Source organism: Myxococcus sp. AM011 (assembly GCF_013372595.1).
GTDB classification, from domain to species: Bacteria; Myxococcota; Myxococcia; order Myxococcales; family Myxococcaceae; genus Myxococcus; species Myxococcus eversor.
This window is the reverse complement of sequence record NZ_JABXEM010000008.1, coordinates 33,261-54,543: the sequence shown is the minus strand read 5'-3', so window position 1 is coordinate 54,543 and position 21,283 is coordinate 33,261. Positions and strand designations below refer to the sequence as shown.

At 69.1% G+C, this 21,283-nt stretch carries 10 protein-coding genes and 1 pseudogene; 7 read left to right on the top strand and 4 right to left on the bottom strand.

Going from position 1 to position 21,283, the window contains the following annotated elements; all coding sequences use genetic code 11:
- The first annotated feature begins 9 nt into the window (after positions 1 to 9).
- Both HUW62_RS03130 and HUW62_RS48415 read left to right on the top strand, forming a co-directional pair.
- A complete protein-coding gene (locus HUW62_RS03130; protein ID WP_176433509.1) occupies positions 10 to 1,218 on the top strand; it encodes a substrate-binding domain-containing protein in 1,209 nt (402 codons plus the stop codon).
- 221 nt (positions 1,219 to 1,439) lie between these two features.
- Positions 1,440 to 2,231, top strand: a pseudogene (locus HUW62_RS48415) (glycoside hydrolase family 88 protein); the annotation flags it as partial.
- A gap of 1,327 nt (positions 2,232 to 3,558) precedes the next feature.
- Here the strand turns inward: HUW62_RS48415 and HUW62_RS03120 are convergent.
- From HUW62_RS03120 to HUW62_RS03110, 3 genes are all read right to left on the bottom strand, one after another.
- Entirely contained in the window at positions 3,559 to 4,440 is an 882-nt protein-coding gene (locus HUW62_RS03120) for an aldo/keto reductase (protein ID WP_176433508.1), read from the bottom strand.
- Between the two features lie 81 nt (positions 4,441 to 4,521).
- Positions 4,522 to 5,322: a M14 family metallocarboxypeptidase gene (locus HUW62_RS03115; protein WP_163865448.1), complete on the bottom strand. Its 801-nt coding sequence runs from the start codon at positions 5,320 to 5,322 to the stop codon at positions 4,522 to 4,524.
- 96 nt (positions 5,323 to 5,418) lie between these two features.
- Positions 5,419 to 5,868, bottom strand: a complete 450-nt coding sequence (locus tag HUW62_RS03110) for a Spy/CpxP family protein refolding chaperone (RefSeq protein WP_163865447.1) — start codon at positions 5,866 to 5,868, stop codon at positions 5,419 to 5,421.
- A 340-nt stretch (positions 5,869 to 6,208) separates the two neighbouring features.
- Between HUW62_RS03110 and dnaE the strand changes: the two genes are divergently transcribed.
- The 3 genes from dnaE to HUW62_RS03095 all read left to right on the top strand — a co-directional run bounded on the left by dnaE (position 6,209) and on the right by HUW62_RS03095 (position 11,788).
- Positions 6,209 to 9,760, top strand: a complete 3,552-nt coding sequence (gene dnaE / locus HUW62_RS03105) for a DNA polymerase III subunit alpha (RefSeq protein ID WP_163865446.1) — start codon at positions 6,209 to 6,211, stop codon at positions 9,758 to 9,760.
- A 74-nt stretch (positions 9,761 to 9,834) separates the two neighbouring features.
- Positions 9,835 to 10,662: a crotonase/enoyl-CoA hydratase family protein gene (locus tag HUW62_RS03100; protein ID WP_163865445.1), complete on the top strand. Its 828-nt coding sequence runs from the start codon at positions 9,835 to 9,837 to the stop codon at positions 10,660 to 10,662.
- A gap of 85 nt (positions 10,663 to 10,747) precedes the next feature.
- On the top strand, positions 10,748 to 11,788 hold the full coding sequence (locus HUW62_RS03095) for a prephenate dehydrogenase/arogenate dehydrogenase family protein (protein WP_176433507.1): 1,041 nt from the start codon (positions 10,748 to 10,750) through the stop codon (positions 11,786 to 11,788).
- Between the two features lie 76 nt (positions 11,789 to 11,864).
- Here the strand turns inward: HUW62_RS03095 and HUW62_RS03090 are convergent, their stop codons facing one another.
- The gene (locus tag HUW62_RS03090; RefSeq protein WP_176433506.1) at positions 11,865 to 14,495 is read right to left on the bottom strand and encodes a U32 family peptidase; all 2,631 of its coding nucleotides are present in this window, start codon (positions 14,493 to 14,495) and stop codon (positions 11,865 to 11,867) included.
- Positions 14,496 to 14,597: 102 nt separating this feature from the next.
- Between HUW62_RS03090 and HUW62_RS03085 the strand changes: the two genes are divergently transcribed.
- Positions 14,598 to 15,401: an SDR family oxidoreductase gene (locus HUW62_RS03085; protein ID WP_163865442.1), complete on the top strand. Its 804-nt coding sequence runs from the start codon at positions 14,598 to 14,600 to the stop codon at positions 15,399 to 15,401.
- Between the two features lie 177 nt (positions 15,402 to 15,578).
- Positions 15,579 to 21,107, top strand: coding sequence for a lamin tail domain-containing protein (locus tag HUW62_RS03080; RefSeq protein WP_176433505.1), 5,529 nt, complete (start codon positions 15,579 to 15,581; stop codon positions 21,105 to 21,107).
- The last annotated feature ends 176 nt before the right edge of the window (positions 21,108 to 21,283 follow it).

Sequence of the window (21,283 nt, the reverse complement as noted above, 5' to 3'; positions counted from 1 at the left end):
CATCGACACATGACACCCAAGGTTCTCATCGTCGTCGGGCTCTTTCTCGCGCTGGGCGGGGTCCTCTATCTGACCTCCAACCGGGAGCCGCCTCCGCGCGGTGTCCAGGAGGCCGGCACGCCCGAGCCCACGTCGCCCCGGCCTCCGAGGCCCGGCGAGGTGGTGGACGTCTCGTTCCTCTACAGCACGGAGAAGAAGGAGTGGGTGGAGGCCGCGGCGGAGGACTTCCAGAAGCAGCATCCCCACATCCGGCTGAAGCTGGTGGGGCGTGGGTCGCTGGAGGCGGCGCAGGCCATCCTCGACGGCCGTGAGCAGCCCACGGTGTGGAGCCCGGCGGACAGCGCGGTGTTGCGCATGCTGGCCTCCGACTGGGCCACGGACCCCGAGCGCAAGCCGCTGTTCGCCGAGGAGGGCGAGCAGGCTCCGCGCCCGCTGGTCATCACTCCGCTGGTCTTCGTGGTGTGGGAGGACCGGGCGGAGGTGCTGCGCAAGGCGAGCGGTGGCGGCGCGGTGTCGTGGAAGGTGTTGCAGAAGGCGGTGACGAGTCCCCAGGGCTGGCCGGCGATTGGTGGCAAGCCGGAGTGGGGGTTCGTGAAGCTGGGCCACACGGACCCGACGCGCTCCAACTCCGGACTCCAGGCGTTGCTGCTGGCCACGCTGGAGTACTACGGCAAGCGCGGCGGGCTCACGGTGGCGGACCTGTTGGAGCCGCGCTACCAGGACTGGATGAAGTCGCTGGAGCGAGGTGTCACGCGCTTCGAGCCCTCCACGGGCACCTTCATGGCGGACATGGTCCGCTTCGGCCCGTCCCGCTACGACATCGCGGTGGTGTACGAGAACCTGGCCATCGCCCAGCTCTCCCACGCTCAGGGGCGGTGGGGGGAGCTGCGGGTGTACTACCCGGCGCTCACCTTGTGGAGCGACCACCCCGCAGCCGTGCTCCAGGCGGACTGGGTGACGCCCGCGCAGAAGGCGGCGGCAGTGGAGTGGCTGCGTTATCTGCAGAGCCGTCCGGTGCAGGAGCGCGCGTTGTCGTTCGGCTTCCGTCCGGCGGACCCGGCGGTGCCGCTGAAGACCGATGACCCGGAGAATCCCTTCACGAAGCTGGCCGCCCACGGTGTCCGCGTGGACGTGCCTCCCGTGGCGGAAGTGCCCGACGGGCCGGTGGTCCGCGACCTGCTGACGCTGTGGCAGCGCGTGTTGACCTCCGGTCGTTAGCGCGGCGGGCCACTCGCTGGCCGCCGGGCCCTGGGGACTGACGGCGCGGGTCGGCACTTCACATTCGCGTCGTCGCGTACCTGTCACCTCACCGCTGAATCGGACCCGGAGCCGTGGGGCGCTGCTCTCCGCGGGCGTGCGGCCGCTCGTCGTCATGCCAGGGCCTCCCTGGTTCCGAGGTGGGCACGCGGCCACCTTGGCGGCGGTGATGGGAGGGGTGCATGACGAGAGCTGCTCAGGGGACGAGGAGGGCCATGGGGGCGCTGTGGCTGGTGTTGCTGCTGATGACGAGCACGGCCCAGGCGTTCACCGACGCGGATGCGCTGAAGGTGGTGGGCTTCGCGAGAACGCAGCTGCGAAAGACGGCCACCGCCATGCCGAACACGTCGCGCTCACCCAAGGCCTCGCGCGCCGACGGAACGTGGTCGACGGTGGCCAATACGGACGCGGTGGCGTGGACGCAGGGCTTCTTCCCGGGGAGCATGTGGCACCTGTTCCAGGCGGGGCTGGAGCCTTCGTGGCAGCAGAAGGCCGACCAGTGGACGCGGCCCCTGGAGGGACAGAAGACGAACCGGCAGACGCACGACCTGGGCTTCAAGCTGTTCACGAGCTACGGCGCGGCGTACCGGCTCACGGGAGACCCGTACTATCGCGGCGTGCTGCTGACCGCGGCCGAGTCGCTCGCCACGCGCTACAACTCGCGCATCGGCATCATCGATTGCTGTGATTGGAACTCGGCGTGGGACGTGCCGCTCGTCACGGACACAATGATGAACCTGGAGCTGCTGCTGTGGGCCGCGGCGAACGGGGGCCGCGCGGAGCTGCGGACCATGGCCCTCAACCACGCGCTCACCACGCTGCGGGATGCCGTGCGTCCGGATGGCAGCTCATTCCACTACGTGGACTACAACGCCGCGACGGGGGCCATCCGCTCGAAGGGCACGTTCCAGGGGTACTCCACGAACTCCACCTGGGCGCGGGGCCATGCGTGGCTCATCTATGGGTACACCATGGTGTACCGGTACACGGGGGACGCGCGGATGCTCGCGGCGGCGCGCAAGGTGACGGACTGGTACCTGGACCACGTGCCGGCGGACATGGTGCCGAAGTGGGATTTTGACGCGCCGGGCACGCAGAAGGACTCCTCGGCGGCGGCGGCGGTCGCCTCGGCGTTGTTGGAGTTGAGCACCCTGGAGACGGATGCCGCGCGGAAGGTGCGCTACCGGGACGCGGCGCTGCGCACGTTGGACACGCTGGTGTCGCCCGCGTACTTCGCGCAGGGCACCAACAGTCCGGGCCTGTTGTTGCACGGCGTGGGACACCTGCCCGCCAACCAGGAGATTGATGTCAGCCTCATCTACGGCGACTACTACTTCCTGGAGGCGGTGCTCCGCTTCAACCCGAACCCGCCGTACCCCTGGTACTCGAAGGTCGCCTTCTTCGAGAGCCAGCACCTGCTCGGCGCCACGAACACGGGCGTGCGCACCGTCGAGTTCGATGTGACACCGCTCGCCTTTCCACAGGACGGAACGGTGGGCTACGCGGACAGCTCCACGTCGGTGACCGGCTACTCCTCGCTGAACCTGACGGTGAGGATGAACCTGGATGGGTACTTCGACGTGCGCAACGGTGGCGCCTACGCGTCGCTGGTCCGGGTGCCCTACGTGAGCGGCCAGACGTACCACGTGCGCCTCGTCGCGGACCTGCCCGCGCAGCGCTACAGCGTGTGGGTCCGCCCTCCGGGAGGGAGCGAAGTGCAGATCGCCAACCGGTACGTCTTCCGAACCGGGGCGCCGTCCATCAACGACCTGGGCCGCGTGTCCGTGAGGACGGTCATCGCGGACAGCGACTTCCGGGTGACGGGGCACACCGTGAGGCCCGGTGGGGCGACCGCCGCTGGCGAGGCCGACGAGGTGGCGGCTCTGTCGGTGGCGTCACCGGAGGGCATCGAGGGCGGGGCGACCGCCATCGGCGGCGCTGACGAGGTGGCGGTCCTGTCGATGGCTTCGCCGGTGGGAGTCGAGGGCGAGGGCGTGGGGCCCGTACTCACGGAGCCCACGGACGATGCGGCGTTGCTGGAGCAGTTCGCGGACTTCGAGCGCTGGGGCCCGGTGTCGGAGAACCCCGCGCCCGGTGACGTGGACGAGGTCGCCGTCGCCAACGCGGCCCGGCGCGTGGCCAACGAGGCGATGCCCGAGGGCTTCGGATGCGGCGCCGCGGGCGCACTGCCACTCCCTCTGCTCCTGCTCGCGCTGCTGGCGTCAGCGTCGACGCAAGCAGCACTGAGGGCATGCGCGACAGCGGTCCGCTCCTCATCTCATCGAGGGGCGGGCCGTGCGCTCAAATCACACCGTCCCAGCCCGCGTCGTTCCGACGGAATGCCTCGCGAAGCGCGGAGACCCGCGCCTCGGGGAGCGGGCCCTTCGCCAGCAGCCGGACATTGCGCAGCAGGTTGTCCAGGTTGGCGGTGCCGACGATGCAGGTGCTCACCCCGGGGGCATGGGCGGTGAAGCGCAGCGCCAGTTCACCCCAGTCCATGTCACCCGGGTCCACGGCCATGGCCTTCATCCGCTCCCAGTACTGACCCACGTCATGCGCGGCGGGCCGCGTGTCGAAGCGCCATGCCGCGTTGCCCAACGGCCGCTTCGCGATGACGCCCACGCCCAGCTCCCGCGCGCGAGGCACGGCCGCGTCGAGCGCGCGCTGGTCGAACACGTTGACGGAGGTCTGCACGCTGCCGAAGGCGCCGTTGGACAGCGCCACCTGGAGGGCCGCGTTGTCTCCCGAGTACGCGGCCACGCGCACCTTGCCCTGGGCCACGGCCCGTCGCAGCGCATCCACCACCTCCACCCGCTGGAGAACCTCACTGGGACACGAGTGGAAGTGCAGCACGTCGATGACGTCCGTGCGCAGCCGCCGCAGCGCCTGGTCCACGCCGAGGGTGATGCACTCGGGCGTCCAGTCCTCCACCCCAGGCACGCCGTAGCCGCACTTGGTGGACAGGAGGAACTCCCGCCTGCGCCCGGAGAGGAACCGGCCGATTCGCTCCTCGGACAAGCCATAGCTGGGCGCGGTGTCGATGAGGTTGAGGCCCGCGTCCAGCGCGCCATTCAGCAGCGCGGACGCCGCCCGGTCATCCAGGTCGGCACTGCCCACCTGGCCCGCGCCGAGGCCGAGCACCGACGTCTCCAGTCCAGTTCTTCCCAGCGGACGACGCTCCACGGTGCCAGCCTCCTCGCAAGCCCCGTGCACGGGACCCGCGCACGGGAGCATGTCACGACGAGACGCGCGCGTGAGCCCGGGTCAGCGGACTCCGCGAGCGGCCAGGTCGATGAAGCCTCGAATCCAGAGGAGGTTCACCGCATGGCACGCGTCCATGCTCATGGGCGTGGTGGTCTCCAGCGTCGCCGTGTAGGGCACGCCCTGGCGCATATACCAGTCGGTGACGCTGCCATCGTGATACACGATGAGCCCGTCCTCGTCGGTGACGTTCTGCTCGTCGACCTTCTGGTTGCGCACCACCGTCGCGTACTTGGACGCGGCCTCGACGAAGGGGCGATAGACGGCCTTGTCTCCAAAGACATACGCGTACGTCGCGGCGCCACCCAGGTAGTTGTCCTGGTGGATGTCCAACGCCGCGTCCGGCGGACGGAAGCGCGCCAGGTCCGAGCGCACCAGGCGCGTCTCCTTGGGCCCGCCATCGAAGAGGGCCCAGCGCAGGTGGTCCTGGCCCTCGTTCAGCTCGCCGCGCCACTCACCGGGCGCCACCTCGTAGCGCATGAAGTCGTTGTTGGGCTTCTCGCCGGAGCGGTTGTAGCGGGTGCCGTCCTCGAAGCCGGAGGGGTTGATACAGGGATACACGCGCAGGCCCACGCCGCGTTGCCGGGCATAGGCCACCACCTCGGGGAAGCGCTCGGCCAGCGTGAGCGGGCCCGCGGGCTCCTCTCCGTGGAAGCCCGAGGTGATGACCAGCCAACGCTCTCCCGGCACGGTGATGCGGAAGAGGGGGTAGGGCTGGCCACCCTCCAGGACTTGTCCATACTCGGCCACTTCACCAAGGTTCTCGAACGAACGGATGCGTTGCGCGTAGTCGGTGTATCTCACACCTGCAACCTATGCGTGACGCTCCCCGCCGCCTACCCATTCCTACCCGCGGACATGGGTGGGCGTTGAGTGGGGGACGCGCTCCCCCAGGGCGGGTCACTTCATGCCGGTGCGCTCACGGAACTCCGTGGCCAGCTCCTTGCGCTGCTCCGGCGTCAGCGTGCCGTGGACCTCCAGCGCGGCATCCGTCGCCTGGTGTGCAAACGCGCGCATGGCGTCGATGCGCTCGTCCACCAGCGCGTGGAGCTTCTGCGCGTCGGGCTTGTCCGACTCGAGCTGGGTGACGACGTCCGAGCGCACCGCGTGCTGCTCCACCGCGAGCTTCGCGCCCTGGTCGAAGAGGCGGTCCTTCACGGCGTTGATGGACTGGCGCTGCGCGTCCGTGGCGTCGAGGTCATCCAGCTTGTCGTTCAGCTTCCACGACACCATCTGCTTGATGCGCTCGGGGTCTCTGCCCCAGCCATGGTGACCTCCGCGGAAGGCGAATCCGCTGAGCAGGACGACGGCGACGACGGCGGAACCGGCGATGGCGAGCTTCTTCATCATGGGGCACTCTCCGAATGCGGGACCCGACGTGGGCCCGGGTGGCTTCGCCGTGATTGGCGACGTTGCCCAATGTGCCGGGCCGCTTTATGGGGCGCTTGTACCGGGCGTGAAGAAGTATGAAGCCTCGGGGCCCTGGATTTCTCCCCGGGTGTGCCCGCCTGGACGCCTGGAGGGAGAGCTTGGTCCCACGGGTCCAAGGTGCCCCGATTTCGGGCGGCACTCCGCCTTTCCGCTCCTGACAGAACGGCTTGCGGGGCCGATTTATCGGCCTGTGGGACGTGCCGCGCGGAGGTGTTCGAGAGAGTAGCGGGAGGCCTGGGCCGAACGTAGTGTTCGGGCCATGTCCTTTACCCACCTCCACCTGCACACTCTCTACTCACTGCTCGATGGGGCCATCCGGATGAAGGACCTCATCAAGACGGTGAAAGAGAAGGGGATGACGAGTGTCGCCGTGACGGACCACGGCAACATGTTCGGGGCCATCGACTTCTACAAGAAGGCGAAGGACGCGGGCATCAAGCCCATCCTCGGCATGGAGGCGTACGTCGCGGGCCCCAAGGGTCGCGAGGACCGCTCGGAGAAGGTCTCCCACCACCTCATCCTGGTGGCGAAGAACGCGGAGGGCTACGCGAACCTGCGCTACCTCTCCTCCACCGCGTACATGCAGGGCTTCTACTACCACCCGCGCATCGACAAGAAGGTGCTCGCGGACCACAGCAAGGGCCTCTTCGCGCTGACGGCGTGCCTCGGTGGTGAGGTGACGAGCGCGTGCTTCCGCGGCGACATGGACCACGCCCGCCGCGCGGCCCAGGAGTACAAGGACATCTTCGAGCCCGGGCACTTCTTCCTGGAGGTGCAGTCCAACGGGATGCCCGAGCAGGACAAGGCGAACGAGAACCTGTTCCAGTTGTCGCGGGACATGGACCTCCCGCTGTGCGCCACCGCGGACGCGCACTACATCAAGCGCGAGGACGCGCGCGCGCACGAGCTGCTCATGTGCATCGCCAGCGGGAAGACGCTGGCGGACAGCAAGCGGATGAAGCACGCCACGGACAAGCTCTACGTCACCAGCCCGACGGAGATGCTGGAGTTCTTCAAGGACATCCCCGAGGCCGTCCACAACACCCAGCGCATCGCCGAGCAGTGCAACCTGGAGCTGAAGCTGGGCAAGCCCATGCTGCCCACGTTCAAGGTGCCGGACAGCCACACGCCGGACAGCTTCATGTCGGAGCTGGCCTACGAGGGCCTGCGCGAGCGCTTCATCGAGCTTGCGGCCACCGTCAAATATCCCATCGACCGCGAGCAGTACCAGGCGCGCCTGACGCTGGAGCTGGGCGTCATCCAGAAGATGGGCTTCAGCGGCTACTTCCTCATCGTCCAGGACTTCATCAACTGGGCGAAGAAGATGGGCATCCCCGTGGGCCCCGGCCGTGGCTCCGGCGCCGGCAGCCTCGTCGCGTACGCGCTGCGCATCACCGACGTGGACCCGATTCCGTACAACCTCCTGTTCGAGCGCTTCCTGAATCCGGAGCGCGTGTCGATGCCCGACTTCGATATCGACTTCTGCCAGGACCGGCGGGACGAGGTCATCCAGTACGTCGGCCGCAAGTACGGCGAGATGAACGTGGGGCAGATCATCACCTTCGGCTCACTGAAGGCGAAGAGCGTGCTGCGCGACGTGTGCCGAGTGTTCGCGCTGCCCTTCAGCGAAGGTGACCGCATCGCGAAGCTGGTGCCGGAAGTCCTCAACATCACCTTGAAGGAGGCCATCGAGATGGAGCCTCGCCTCAAGGAGATGATGGAGAAGCCCTCCAACATCGGCGAGGTGGAGGGCAAGCCCGTCACCACGAAGGACGTGCTGGAAATCGCGCTCGCGCTGGAGGGCCTGCACCGCCAGCCGGGCATGCACGCGGCCGGCGTGGTCATCGCCGACAAGCCGCTGTGGGAGTTCGTGCCCGTCTACCAGCCGCCGGGTGAGAAGACGCTCATCACCCAGTTCGCCAAGGACGAGGTGGAGGCGGCGGGCCTGGTGAAGTTCGACTTCCTCGGCCTGAAGACGCTCACCGTGATTCAGCACGGGCTGGATTTGGTGAAGCGCAACCATGCCAAGGACATTCCGCGGCATGAGATTCCGCTGAATGACGACAAGGTCTGGGAGTTGATGGCCAAGGGCGACACGGCCGGCGTCTTCCAGATGGAGTCGAGTGGCTTCACGGAAATGGTGGTGAAGCTCAAGCCGTCCTGCTTCGAAGACGTCATCGCCGCGGGTGCGCTCTATCGCCCGGGTCCGCTGGACTCCGGCATGGTGGATGTCTTCATCAATCGCAAGCACGGCCGGGAGAAGGTGTCGTATCCGCACCCCGCGCTGGAGCCGGTGCTCAAGGACACGTACGGCGTCATCGTGTACCAGGAGCAGGTGATGCAGATTTCGCAGGTCCTGGGTGGGTACACCCTGGGCCGCGCGGACCTGCTTCGCCGCGCCATGGGCAAGAAGAAGGCCGAGGTCATGCAGGCCGAGCGGGCCGGCTTCCTCGAGGGCTGCGCGAAGAACAACGTCGACCTGAAGGTGGCCGGCGAAATCTTCGACCTGATGGAGAAGTTCGCGGAGTACGGCTTCAACAAGAGCCACTCGGCGGCGTACGGCCTCGTCACCATTCACACCGCGTGGCTGAAGGCGCATTACCCCTGCGAGTTCATGGCGGCCCTTCTCTCCAGCGAGAAGGACAACACGGACAAGGTGGTGAAGCACATCGGCGAGGCGCGCGAGTCGGGCCTCCAGGTGTTGCCGCCGGATGTGAATCAGTCGGACCTCCAGTTCGGCGCGGTGGAGGGGAAGATTCGCTTCGGGCTGGGCGCCATCAAGGGCGTGGGTGAGGGCGCCATCGAATCCATCCTGGAGGCGCGCAAGGACGGCTCCTTCAAGAGCCTCTTCGACTTCTGCGAACGCGTGGACAGCCGGCGCGTCAACAAGAAGGTGTTGGAAGCGCTGGTGAAGGCGGGCTCGTTCGACTTCGAGAAGCGTCCGCGCCGCCAGATTTTCGACACGATTGAGCGGGCGATGAACCGCGGCTCGTCCAGCCAGAAGGACAAGGCGGCGGGGCAGAGCTCGTTGTTCGGCATGCTGGCGGGGCCTGCTTCGGGTGGCGCCGCGATGAAGGACGACTACGTCGCGGTGGAGGAGTGGTCGGAGAAGGAGCGGCTGGCGCTGGAGAAGGAGGCCATCGGCTTCTACGTGTCCGGCCATCCGCTGCATCAGTACGACAAGGAGCTCAAGCGCTACGCGAAGCCGATTACGGCGGTGCAGCGCGCGCGCAAGGACGACAAGCTCACGGTGGCGGGCGTCGTCACGGTGTTGCGCGAGCGGCCCACGAAGACGGGCAAGCGGATGGCGTGGGTGACGATTGAAGACCTGTCCGGGTCGATTGAGCTGGTGTGCTTCCCGGGCAAGGACGGCACGCGCAACGTCATGGGGCGGGACGGCAAGTGGGCGAAGCAGGGGCCCAAGCCGGGGTTTGAGAACTGGGAGCACCTGCTCAAGTCGGACGACCCGATTCTGGTGACGGGGACGGTGCAGATCAGCCAGCGCGACGAGGACTCGCCCACGCCGGAGTTGATTGTCGACGACATCCAGAGCCTGAAGGAGGTGCGTGAGAAGCGCACCAAGCGGCTGGAATTGCGCGTGCCGGCGGACCTGCTGACGGAGGACCGCGTGGCCAAGCTGCATGAGCTGGCGAAGAAGTACGCGGGGGCGACGCCGGTGGCGGTGAGTGTGTTGTTCCACGGTGAGGCGGAGGCGCTCATCGGGAACACGTCGCTCAAGGTGCAGGTGCATGACGACCTGCTGCTGGCCGTGGACCGGCTGTTTGGAATGCGGGTGGTGGAGTTCGGGTGACGGTGGGGTGCTTCGGCACCACACTGCTTCCGCGTGGGTGAGGTACGGTTCGCCCACTCACGCGGGAGGCCGTCATGGACACCACCTACAAGTCGCTGCGCATCGAGAAGGCGGATGGAGTCGCCGAAGTGATTCTCCAGGGCCCCGGTCGCGGCAACGCCATGGGCCCGGACTTCTGGCGGGAGATGCCTGAAGCCATCCGCGCGCTCGACGAAGACGAGTCCGTGCGCGTGGTGCTCGTCCGGGGCAACGGTGACAACTTCACCTACGGCCTGGACCTGATGGGGATGATGGAGTCCCTGGGGCCGCTGCTCACGGGGGACACCAATCTGGCCCTGGAGCGCACGAAGCTCTTGAAGCTGATTGGCGACATGCAGCAGGCCACCGAGGGTGTCGCCCGCTGTCGCAAGCCGTTCATCGCCGCCGTGCATGGCTGGTGCATCGGCGCGGGCATGGACCTCATCGCCGCGAGTGACTTCCGCTACTGCTCCCGCGACGCGAAGTTCTCCCTGCGCGAAGTGAAGGTCGGCATCGTCGCGGACATGGGCGCCCTCCAGCGCCTTCCCCGCATCATCGGCGAGGGCCACACTCGCGAGCTGGCCTACACCGGTGGCGACGTGGATGCAGAGCGTGCCCTCCGCATGGGACTCGTCAACGACGTCTTCCCGTCGGCCGAGGAGCTGCTCACCCACGCCCGCGCCACCGCGCGACGCATCGCCGAGAACCCGCCCCTCGTCGTCCAGGGTGCCAAGCAGGTGATGGAGTACTGCGCGGATAAGTCCACGTCGGACGGCCTGCGCTACGTCGCGGTGTGGAACTCCGCGTTCCTCCAGTCGCATGACCTCGCCGAAGCCTTCTCCGCCTTCGCCGAGCGACGCCCCCCGAAGTTCGTGGGGCGGTGAGCCCGCCCCTCTCACGAGGGGCTTTCGCCCGCTGCGCTCACAGTGCGAGGATTCCCATGAAGTCGAGGCTCGGGAGTCCCACGGAATGACGGAGACGGTTGGGTTGCTGGGCTACGGGCGCTTCGGTCGCGCCCTCTCGGGGTTGCTGTCCGACGCGGGCGTGCCGCACAGCGTGTTCGACCCGAGGCAGGACGAAGTTCCTCCGAAGTTGCAGGCCACCTCGCTCGCGGAGCTGACCTCGCGCTCCACGGTCCTCGTCCTGGCGATGCCCGTCACCGCCATGCACGACGCGCTGACCTCGCTGCGCCCCATGCTGTCGCCCACCCAGCTCGTCATCGACGTGGGCAGCGTGAAGGTGCGACCGGTGCAGGTGCTCGCCTCCGTGCTGGGGCGTGAGATTCCCTGGGTGGGCACGCATCCGCTCTTCGGCCCCGCGAGCCTCGCGCGAGGAGATGCCCGGCGCACCGTGGTGTGTCCCAACTCGCTTCACCCCGAAGCCACGCATCGGGCCCGCGCCCTTTTCGAGCGGCTCGGCTGCGCGGTGACGGAGATGTCACCGGAAGCGCATGACGAGCTGATGGCTCGCACCCATGTGCTCACGTTCTTCCTGGCCCATGGGCTCGTGAAGGCGGGAGTAGGGAAGGACCTGCCCTTCGCTCCGCCCAGCTTCCAGCCCGTGGCCCGGCTGGAGGAGTACGCGCGCACGGAGGTTCCCCACCTCTTCAACGTCGTGCAATCGGAGAACCCCTACGCGCGCGAGGCCCGCGCGGGGCTGCTCGACGCGCTCACGGAGCTGCACCAGGGGTTGGAGGCCTCCGCGAAGGCCATTCGCACCCCAGCCGCGCCCCCCGCGCTGCTGGACGTGCGTCAGCGCATCGACCAGGTCGACCGCGAACTGGTGGCCCTGCTGGCGCGTCGGGCTCGGCTCGTCCAGGAGGCGGCCCGTGTGAAGTCAGAGCACGGACTTCCATTCCCCGACACGGAGCGGGAGTCGTCCATGCTCGACATCCGACACGCGTGGGCGGAACACGATGGGCTCCACACAGGTGCGCTGGACGACGTCTTCCACGCCGTGTTGCGGCTGTGCCGCGACACCGCGAGCGCGAGCACTGATTCATTGGCGTGAGGCCTCCCGTGGGCTGCTGAGAGGCGCCCTCGGGCCTTGCGGCACTGCTCGCGGCATCACACCGCGAAAGGCAGTCTCAGCGCTGCACGGTGAACGTGGGATTGAGGACCTTCATGGTCCCCTTCGTCACGCCGAACTGCTCATGCACGGCCGCTCGGCGCACGGTCTCCGCCGGAGAGATACGGCCCGCGAGCAGCTCCTGGTAGGCCCCCAGGACGCGCGTGGCCTCCTCGCGAGACTCCCGGACGAACTCCACCCGGAATCTCCGCACGCCACGCGCCAGCAACGAAGGCACCAGTGACGCCGCGCTCTGTGCCTGCGCGTTGAACACCGTGTTGCGGCAGCCCACGTCCACCACCACCGGATGCTCCAGGCCCTTGTGGTCTCGCAGCGACAACCGGTGCTTCTCACACGGACGTCCACAGCTCTTGAAGTCGCGCCCGTGCGACAGCGTGTGCGAATACACGCAGTGCTCGGTGTGGAACGTCGAGATGTGGTGGTGCACTGTCACCGCGAAGCGCTCGGCGGGCAGGTGCTCCAACATCGCGCCCAACTGCACCGCGTCCAAGTCATGGGCGAAGGTCAGCGTGTCCAGTCCCAACCCAAGCAGATGCAGCGCCGTCACGGAGTTGGTGACGTTGAGCGAGAAGTCCCCATGCAGCGCCGGCCGTGTCTCCCCCGGAGCGAAGGGCCGCTCCAGGAAGTGCATCATCGCGCCCCAGTGTCGCGCCAGCACCGCGTCCGGCTTCAGCTTCGCGATGCGCGCGTCGTAGCCCTCCTCGCCGGGCTTCTGCACCCGCACTGTCGCAATCGTCACGCGCAGCCCCGCCGCGCGCGCGCGCTCCACCGCCCGCTGGAGCCCCACCAACTCCATCCAGTCCAGCTCCACCTCCGGCAGCCCCGCGGCAATCACCGCCTCAAGCTGCTCGTCCGTCCGGCACAGCGGCAACAGCCGCGCGCCATCGGCCGCGGGTGACGCGACGACGCGCTCCCGCTGCGAGGCCCGCACCTCCTCCAGCACCGCCGTCTCCCGCACCGTGCGCGCCGGCCCGCGAGATACCGCCTCCGTCAGCTCCGCCACCAGCGAGCGACGCAGCGCCTTCAGCTCCGACACCGGCAGATGCAGTCCCGACTCGAGCGCCGTCGTGTCCAGCTCCGTCAGGTGGAACGACGTGCCACCCAGCGCCGCCAGCTTGTCCTTCAGCAGCGCCGCATCCATCCCGCCACCGCGCGCCTGCGCCAGCGGCACCGCGCTCGACGCCGTGGCCACATGGCCTCCTCGCGCCGTGCCCATCACCACCAGCGGACCACCGGCCGTCCCCGACACCGTCAGCGCCAGCGGGACACGGCCCTCGGGCTCACCCTGCGCCAGCAGCTCCTCGGTGTGCTTCACCAGGGAGGGATCACTCGTCACCCAGACGCGCTGCCCCCGCGTCACCCGAGCCATGTCCGGCCCGGGATTGCCGAAGCCCAGCACCCAGCCGTCACCCCTGCGCTCGACGCGGAACAGCGGCCCGCCCGCCTCGTGCTTGTCCTCCGGGTGACCATCGTCGAAGACCACGCCCATGCCCGGGCGAGGGGACAGCTCCGCGGCCACCGGCGCATCACCCTCCAGCGGAGACGACACCTTGCCCTGCGGCGCCGCCGGCTTCGTCCGCGCGTCGTCCTGCCCCAGCCCGCCCGTCCACGGACGTCCCTCCGGGTCCTCCGCCACGAGCACGTCGCGACCCTGCACCGCCTCCACCACGCCCAGGTACGCGCCCCGGTGCTTGGGGAAGCGCCCCTCCACCAGCGTCTGATGGTCCGAGCCCGCGAAGAAGCCGTGCGAGAAGCCCCGGCTGTACGACAGCGTCATGTCGGCCAAATCGCGGCGCAGCGCCCCCGTGTCCGCCTTGCCCGCCGCCACACCGTCCACCCAACGCCGATAGCCCTGCACCGCCGTGGCCACGTACTGCGGCCCCTTCTGTCGGCCTTCAATCTTCAGCGAGTGCACGCCAATCTCGATGAGCTTCGGCACCGCCATGACGCCAGCCAGGTCCTTGGGGCTGAGCAGGTAGCGCACGTCGCCCAGGTCCTTTGTCTCCCCATCCACCACCAGGTCATACGGCAGCCGACACGACTGCGCGCACTGGCCCCGGTTCGCCGAGCGTCCACCCCATGCCTCGCTGGTGAGGCACTGGCCGCTCCACGACATGCAGAGCGCGCCGTGGATGAACACCTCCAGCTCGATGTCCGTCTCCGACGCCAGCCGCCCAATCTCCGCCACTGACAGCTCGCGCGGCACCACGATTCGCGTGGCACCCAGACCGCGAGCGAAGCGCGCACCCTCCGCGCTCGAAATCGTCATCTGCGTGGAGGCATGGACCTCCATCTGGGGACACACCGCGCGCGCCACCAGCGCGATGGCCGGGTCCTGGACGATGAGCGCGTCCACTCCCGCGGCCGCCACGCGGCGCAGGATGTCCTCCACCACCGGCAGCTCCGGCTCGAACACCAGCGTGTTCATCGTCAGGAACGCACGGGCCCCCGCGCGGTGCACCAGCGCCAGCGTGTCGGCCAGGGTGGCGAGCGAGAAGTTCTCCGCCCGGGCCCGGGCATTGAAGCCCTCGTCCAGTCCGAAATAGATGGCGTCCGCGCCACTGGCCAGCGCGGCCTTCATCGAGTCGAGGTCACCAGCGGGGGCCAGGATTTCAGGACGACGGCGCATGGTTTTGCCCTCTACCACAGCGAGCCCTGGCACGCGCCCGTGGACGCAGTGCGGCAGGTTCTGTTCAAGTCGCCGCCAGGTTGCTTCCACAGGAGACGAGTCATGGCTGAAGGCGTGTTCAAGGACGGGCTGCTGGCGGGCAAGGTGGCGTTCATCTCGGGCGGCAGCAGCGGCATCAACCTCGGCATCGCCGAGGCGTTCGTGAAGGCGGGCGCCAAGGTGGCCATCAACGGCCGCAACGTGGAGAAGCTGGAGGGCGCGGTGAAGGGCCTCCAGGCCCACGGCACCGCCATGGGCGTGGCCGCGGACGTGCGCGACTATGCCTCCGTGGAGAAGGCGCTCCAGACGGTGCGCGACGCGTACGGTGAAATGGACATCCTCATCTGTGGCGCCGCGGGCAACTTCCCCGCGCCCGCGCTGGGCATGTCCTCCAACGGCTTCAAGGCCGTGATGGACATCGACGTGCTGGGCACCTTCAACCTCTGTCGCGCCGGCTTCGAGCACCTGCGCAAGCCCGGCGCCTGCGTCATCAACATCTCCGCGCCCCAGGCCTATCTGCCCATGGCCATGCAGGCCCACGTGTGCGCCGCCAAGGCCGGCGTGGACATGCTCACCCGCGTGCTGGCGCTCGAGTGGGGCGGCGCCGGCGTGCGCGTCAACGCGATTACCCCCGGCCCCATCGAGGACACCGAGGGCATGCGCCGCCTGGCCCCCAGCCCGGAAGGACACGAGAAGCTCGCCCAGGCCCTGCCGCTCCAGCGCTTCGGCACCAAGACGGATATCTCCCGGCTCGCCCTCTTCCTGTCCTCGGAAGGCGCGTCCTACATCACCGGCTCCATCATGGTCTGCGATGGCGGCCAGTCCCTGCTGGGCGGCGCCGCGCTGATGGCGGCCATGGGGATGTAGCCAGTCCCCAAGGCTCGAGAGGAGGCTGGGGCACCCACGACCTCCTCCTGGGTGGGATTTGTTGTAACTGCAAACTTGTGGCGTGGGTCTACGTGGAGGCGCGATGTCTGGTACAAGGCATCGCACCTCGCGAGCGGAGTCTTCCCTGGGGGGACTGCTCGCATCCCGGAGACACGCATGTCCGTACGCCTTGCCCCGTCAGCCCGACTCCTCGGGTTGGCTGTGTTGAGCCTTGGCCTGTTGCTTGGCTGTGGCGATGACCCGAAGCCCCTGCCGTTGCCGGTGCCCTCGACGCTTCCGGACGCCACCGCGTCCACCGTGTCCCTGACGCCGACGAGGGAGCTGCTGGCGGACGGCGCGGACTGGGGCGAGGTCACCGTCATCGTGAAGGGCAAGGACGGCGCGCTGCTCGCGGGACGTTCGGTGATGGTGGCGGTGGCGGGCGAAGGCAACACGGTGACGCAGGCGGGGCTGACGGACAGCCAGGGTGTCGCCGTCGCCTTCGTGGTGTCCACGCGCGCGGGCGTAAAGCGGGTGACGGTCTCCGTCGCCGCCGAGGGAGGCGCGGTGGTGCTCGCCTCGCAGCCCTCGTTCACCTTCGTCGCGCCGGTGGCCACGCGGCTGGCGTTCTCCACGTCGGCCGTGGAGGCCACGGCGGGCGCGGTCATCAACAGCCTGGAGGTGCGCTTCCTCGACTCCCAGTCGCGACTCGTCCCAGGTGCGACGGCGCCGGTGACGCTGTCGCTGGCGGCGAACCCGGGGGCCGCGACGCTGGAGGGGACGCTCACCGTGGTGCCGGTGGACGGTGTGGCGCGCTTCACGGACGTGGTGCTGAAGAAGGCCGGCGCGGGCTTTCAGCTCCTGGCGGCGGCGACGGGCGTGGAGAACGCGACGACGGAGACCTTCACGGTGGTGCCGGCCGAGGCGGCCTCGCTGGAGCTCGCCGGCCTGACGCTCACCGCGGTCGCGGGTGCGACGCGCGAGGTGCAAGTGACGGTGTGGGACGCGTTCGGCAACGTGGCCACGAACTACACGGGCACGCTGGTCGTGCGGTCCACGGACGCCACGGCCTCGCTGCCCGCGTCCCATGTCTTCACCGCGACGGATGCGGGACACTTCACCTTCGCGGGCATCGTCCTCAAGCGGGCGGGCAGCCACCAGGTCACCGTGCAGGACGTGGGCGTCGCCACGCTGAGCGGTCTTCAGAATGTGGGCGTGGTGGCGGGGGAGCCCTCGACGCTGGCGTTCACCCAGGTGCCCACGTCGGGCTCGGCGAGCACTGCGCTGTCCTCGGTGGAGGTGTCGCTGCGGGATGGCTTCGGCAACACGTCGGCCGTGGGGGCGCCCCGCGTGACGGTGTCGCTGGTGGAGGCCGGTGACCTCGCCGGCGTCGTGGAGGTGGCGCCGGTGGAGGGCGTGGCCCGCTTCACCGGGCTTCGCGTGAGCACGGAGGGCAGCTTCCACCTCCGGGCCAGCGCGCCCGGCCTGACGGCCGTGGACAGCACCGCCATCGCCATCGTGGATGACGTGCCGCCCGCGCGGCCCACGCTCTCGGTGGGAACGCTCGGCGCGGATTTCGCGACGGTGACGTGGGTGGCCGTGGGGGATGACGGCAACGCGGGACGGGCGCTGTCACAGAGCCTGCGCTACTCCCTGGCCCCCATCACCACCGATGCGGAGTTCATCGCGGCGACGCCGGTGGGAGGCGTGAATGCTCCCGCCCAGTCGGGCACCACCGAGTCCGCCCAGCTCACCGGCCTGGTCGCGAACCAGACGTACCATGTCGCGCTGCGCGTGGAGGACAACCGGGGCAACACCGCGCTCTCCAACAGCCTGTCCTTCCAGACGCTGAACTCCGACGTGACGCAGGTGGCGTTCACCACGCAGCCGGCAAACGGCACCGCGGGCCAGTCGCTCGCGGACGTGGGCGTCTCCCTGCTGAACGCGCAGGGTGAGGTCGTCACCACGAGCAGCCTGCCGGTGACGCTGACGCTGGTGGGCGGCACGGGCTTCGAGCCGAAGCAGGTCTCCGCCGTGTCCGGCGTGGCCCTCTTCTCGGGCCTGCGCGTCGACACCACGGGCACCTATCGCTTCCAGGCCAGCGCGAACGGCCTCACGGTGCAGAGCGCGGAGTTCGTCATCGCGGCGGGCGCGCCGTCGCGGCTGGCGCTCACGGGGCTGGTGGCGCCCGTCGTCGCGGGGCAGTCCCAGAGCGTGGAGGTGGCGCTGTTCGACGACTTCAACAACGTCGCCCAGGGCTACACGGGCACGGTGCGCTTCACGTCCACGGACCCGGCGGCGGAGCTGCCCGGCGACTACACCTTCACGGCGCAGGACCGGGGTCGCCACGTCTTCACGGACCTGGTGCTGTTGACCACGGGGCCTCGCCGCGTGACGGCGACGGACACGGCCAACGCGCAGCTCACGGCCTTCCTCGAGGTGGAGGTGACGAACGACGCGGGCCACCACCTGGTGCTGGAGGGGCTTCCGGCGCAGGTGGCGGCGGGCAGCAGCCACGAGCTGACGCTCAGCGTGAGGGATGGCTCCGGCAACCTCGTCACGGGCTACACCGGCGAAGTGGACTTCGCTTCGGACGACCCCCGCGCCACGCTCCCTCCCGAGCATGTCTTCACCGCCGAGGACGCGGGTCGCTACACCTTCAGCGTGACGCTGGAGACCTCCGGCGGGCACTCCATCACCGCGTCTGAAGTGGGCAGCTCCCGGTCCGCTTCCCAGAACACGCAGGTGTCTTCGGGGGCCGCGGAGTCGCTGACGCTGGGGCTGTCCACGACGACGCCGGCCGCCGGACAGGCGGTGGTGGCGACGGTGACGCTGATGGACGCCTATGGCAACCAGGCCTCCAGTTATCGGGGCACGGTGGTGCTGAGCGTGGCGCAGGACCCCGGGGCCTCCGTCCCGGGCGCGTACACCTTCACCGAGGCGGACGAAGGCCGGCACGCCTTCAACGTGACGTTCGCCCAGGCGCAGGCGACGACGCTGTCCGCCGTGGACACGCAGCAGGCGACGCTGACGGCCTCCGAGGCCGTGACGGTGGGCGCGGGTGTGGCCACGGCCCTTCACGTGGTGCCCGTGACGGGGCCGCTGACGGCCGGTGTCGTGCAGGCCTTCTCCGTCAGCGCGAGGGACCGCTTCGGAAACCTGTCCCGCGACTACCTGGGCACGGTGCAGCCCTCGTCGACGGACGCGCAGGCGGGGCTGCTCACCGCCCACACGTACACCTCCGCGGAGCAGGGTGAGCACACCTTCTCCGTCACGCTGCGCACGGCGGGGACGCAGACCGTCACCTTCGCGGACTCGGGGCTCGCGGCGTCGGAGGCGCTCCAGGTGACGGTGGAGGCCGCGGCTCCGGAGCGGCTGGGCTTCGTCTCGGTGCCGGCCTCGGCCTCGGTGCGTCAGGTGTTCCCCGAGGTGCGCGTGTCCGCGCAGGACGCGTTCGGCAACACGACGTCCTCCCAGACGCCTGTCGTGACGCTCGCGCTCTCGGGCGGCGGAGGGCTCGAAGGCGACGTCACGGCCACCGCCGTCGCGGGGGTGGCGCGCTTCACCACGCTCTCGGTGGTCCACGAGGGCGACTACACGCTGACGGCCTCCGTGTCAGGCGCGAGCCTGACGGTCGCCTCCATCGCGCTGTCCATCATCGACGACCAGGTGCCGGCGAAGGTGGCCACGCTGGAGGCGAGCGTGGTGGGAACCGACTCCGTGCGGCTGCGCTGGGTCGCCACGGGGGATGATGGCCAGCTCGGCCAGGCCGCGTCCTACCAACTGCGCTACGGCCTGGCGCCGCTGAACGAGACGAACTTCGAGACGGCCGTGCTGGTGCCCACCGGCGCGCCCGGCCTGCCCGGCACGCAGGAGGAGGTGACCGTCGCGAGCCTCCCCACGGGCCGCACGTATCACTTCGCCGTGCGCGTGCTGGACGGCGCGGGCAACACCGGCCTGCTGACGGGCACCTCGTTGGATTTGCCCGGCGAGTGCGGCAGTCACGTCTGCGCGCCCCGCGCTTCCGAGTGCTCCGCGTCCGGCGTGGAGGTCGTGACGTACGAAGCCACCTGCGAGGTGCTCGCGGGCGAGCCGACGTGCCGCTATGTGCCCACCTCGACGACGTGCCCCGGCGCGGATGCCGTCTGCCACCAGGCCGCGTGCACCACGGCGGCGGCGCCTGGGGAGCGCTCGCTCATCATCACCGAAATCATGGCCTCCCCGAGCGCCGGGACGACGGAGTACATCGAGGTGACGAGCACGTCCGACGCGCTGCTCAACATCAACGGCCTGTCGCTCATCTCCTCGGGCACGAGCACCGTCTCGGTGGACCGGGGCGCGGGCGCGGCCGTGGTGCTGCCGGCGCGCGGCATCCTGGTGCTGGCGAGCAACGCGGACTTCGCCACCAACGGCGGCGTGGCGGCCGACTACAGCTACGGAAACGGCCTGGACCTGGAGGCCACGGGCCAGTTGTCCCTGCGGGTGAACGGCGTGGTGATGGACGACGTCACCTATGACGAGGAGTTCCCCCAGCAGACGGGCCGCTCGCTGAGCCTGTCCTCGGAGCTGGTGGGCAGCACCGCGAGCCGCTACTCGTGGTTCTGGTGCGCCTCCAGCGACGAGCTGTCGGGCGGAGACAGGGGAACGCCGGGCCTGCCCAACGAGACGTGTGGCGTGGTCATCCAGCCGCCCGTGGAGTTCTGCGCCATCGAGTCCCCCAAGTCGTTCCCGTCGGCGATTGCGCCGGGCTCCTCCCACGAGGTCACCAGCCGCGTCTACGAGCCGCAGGTGACGACGCGCAGCACGTCGGGCAATGACCACTTCCCGTACCTCGTGTCGGAGCTGGGCTACGGCACGGACGCCAACGCGCCCGAGTCCTGGACCTGGGTGCCCGCGACGCCGAACCCCAGCTATGGCGCGCTCGGTGGCAACGACGACGAGATGTTGGCCACCCTCCAGATTCCCGCGAACGGGAGCTACCTCTACGGCTTCCGCTACCGCTTCACGCGCGGCCCGGTGGGCGCCGACACGTGGGTCTACTGCGACCAGAACGGCGTCGTCGCTCCGGGCGTCCCGGCGAACTACGGCACCGTGACGGTGGACGAAGTCGTCCCCGTGTCGAACCACGTGGTCATCAGCGAGGTCAGCGGCCGTGGCGTGACGTCACAGACGGACGAGTTCGTCGAGCTGTACAACCCGACGAACCAGGCCGTGGACCTGAGCGGCTGGATGCTCCAGTACAAGTCGGCGACGGGGACCACGTACTCGGGCACCTTCGTGATTCCCGCGGGCAAGGTCATCCCGGCGCACGGCTACTTCCTGCTCGCGCACACGGGCTACACCGGAACCGGAGCGCTGGCCGCGGATGCGACGTGGTCCGGCTTCGACATGTCGGCCTCGACGACGGCGGGCGGGCATGTCCGCATCGGCCGGGACTTGACGACGCCCTCGCCCATTGAAGTGGACAAGCTGGGGTGGGGCACGGCGAACACGCCGGAGGGCGGCGCGAGCGGTCCGTCCCATCCGGCGGCGGGTGGCAGCATCGAGCGCAAGGCGCTGCCCACGTCCACGCAGGCCACGATGGCGGAGGGCGGCTCCGACGCGAGCCGGGGCAATGGTTCCGATACGGACAACAACGGGGCGGACTTCGTGATTCGCGCTGCCCGCCAGCCGCAGAACTCCGCCAGCGTCACCGAGCTTCCGTAGTCCTCGGGACAACTCAAGCGGGAGGGGAGGCCGTCCTGGCTGTACGCCGGGGCGGCCTCCTTGTTTTCGCAAGGGTGGGGCCTGGCTGTCCCACTGTCGGCCAGCGTGCCGTCCGGTCATCAAAGGCTGCTGCTCGCGGGCGGCAGGCGGATTACCTTTGCGGCGCACACTTCCCG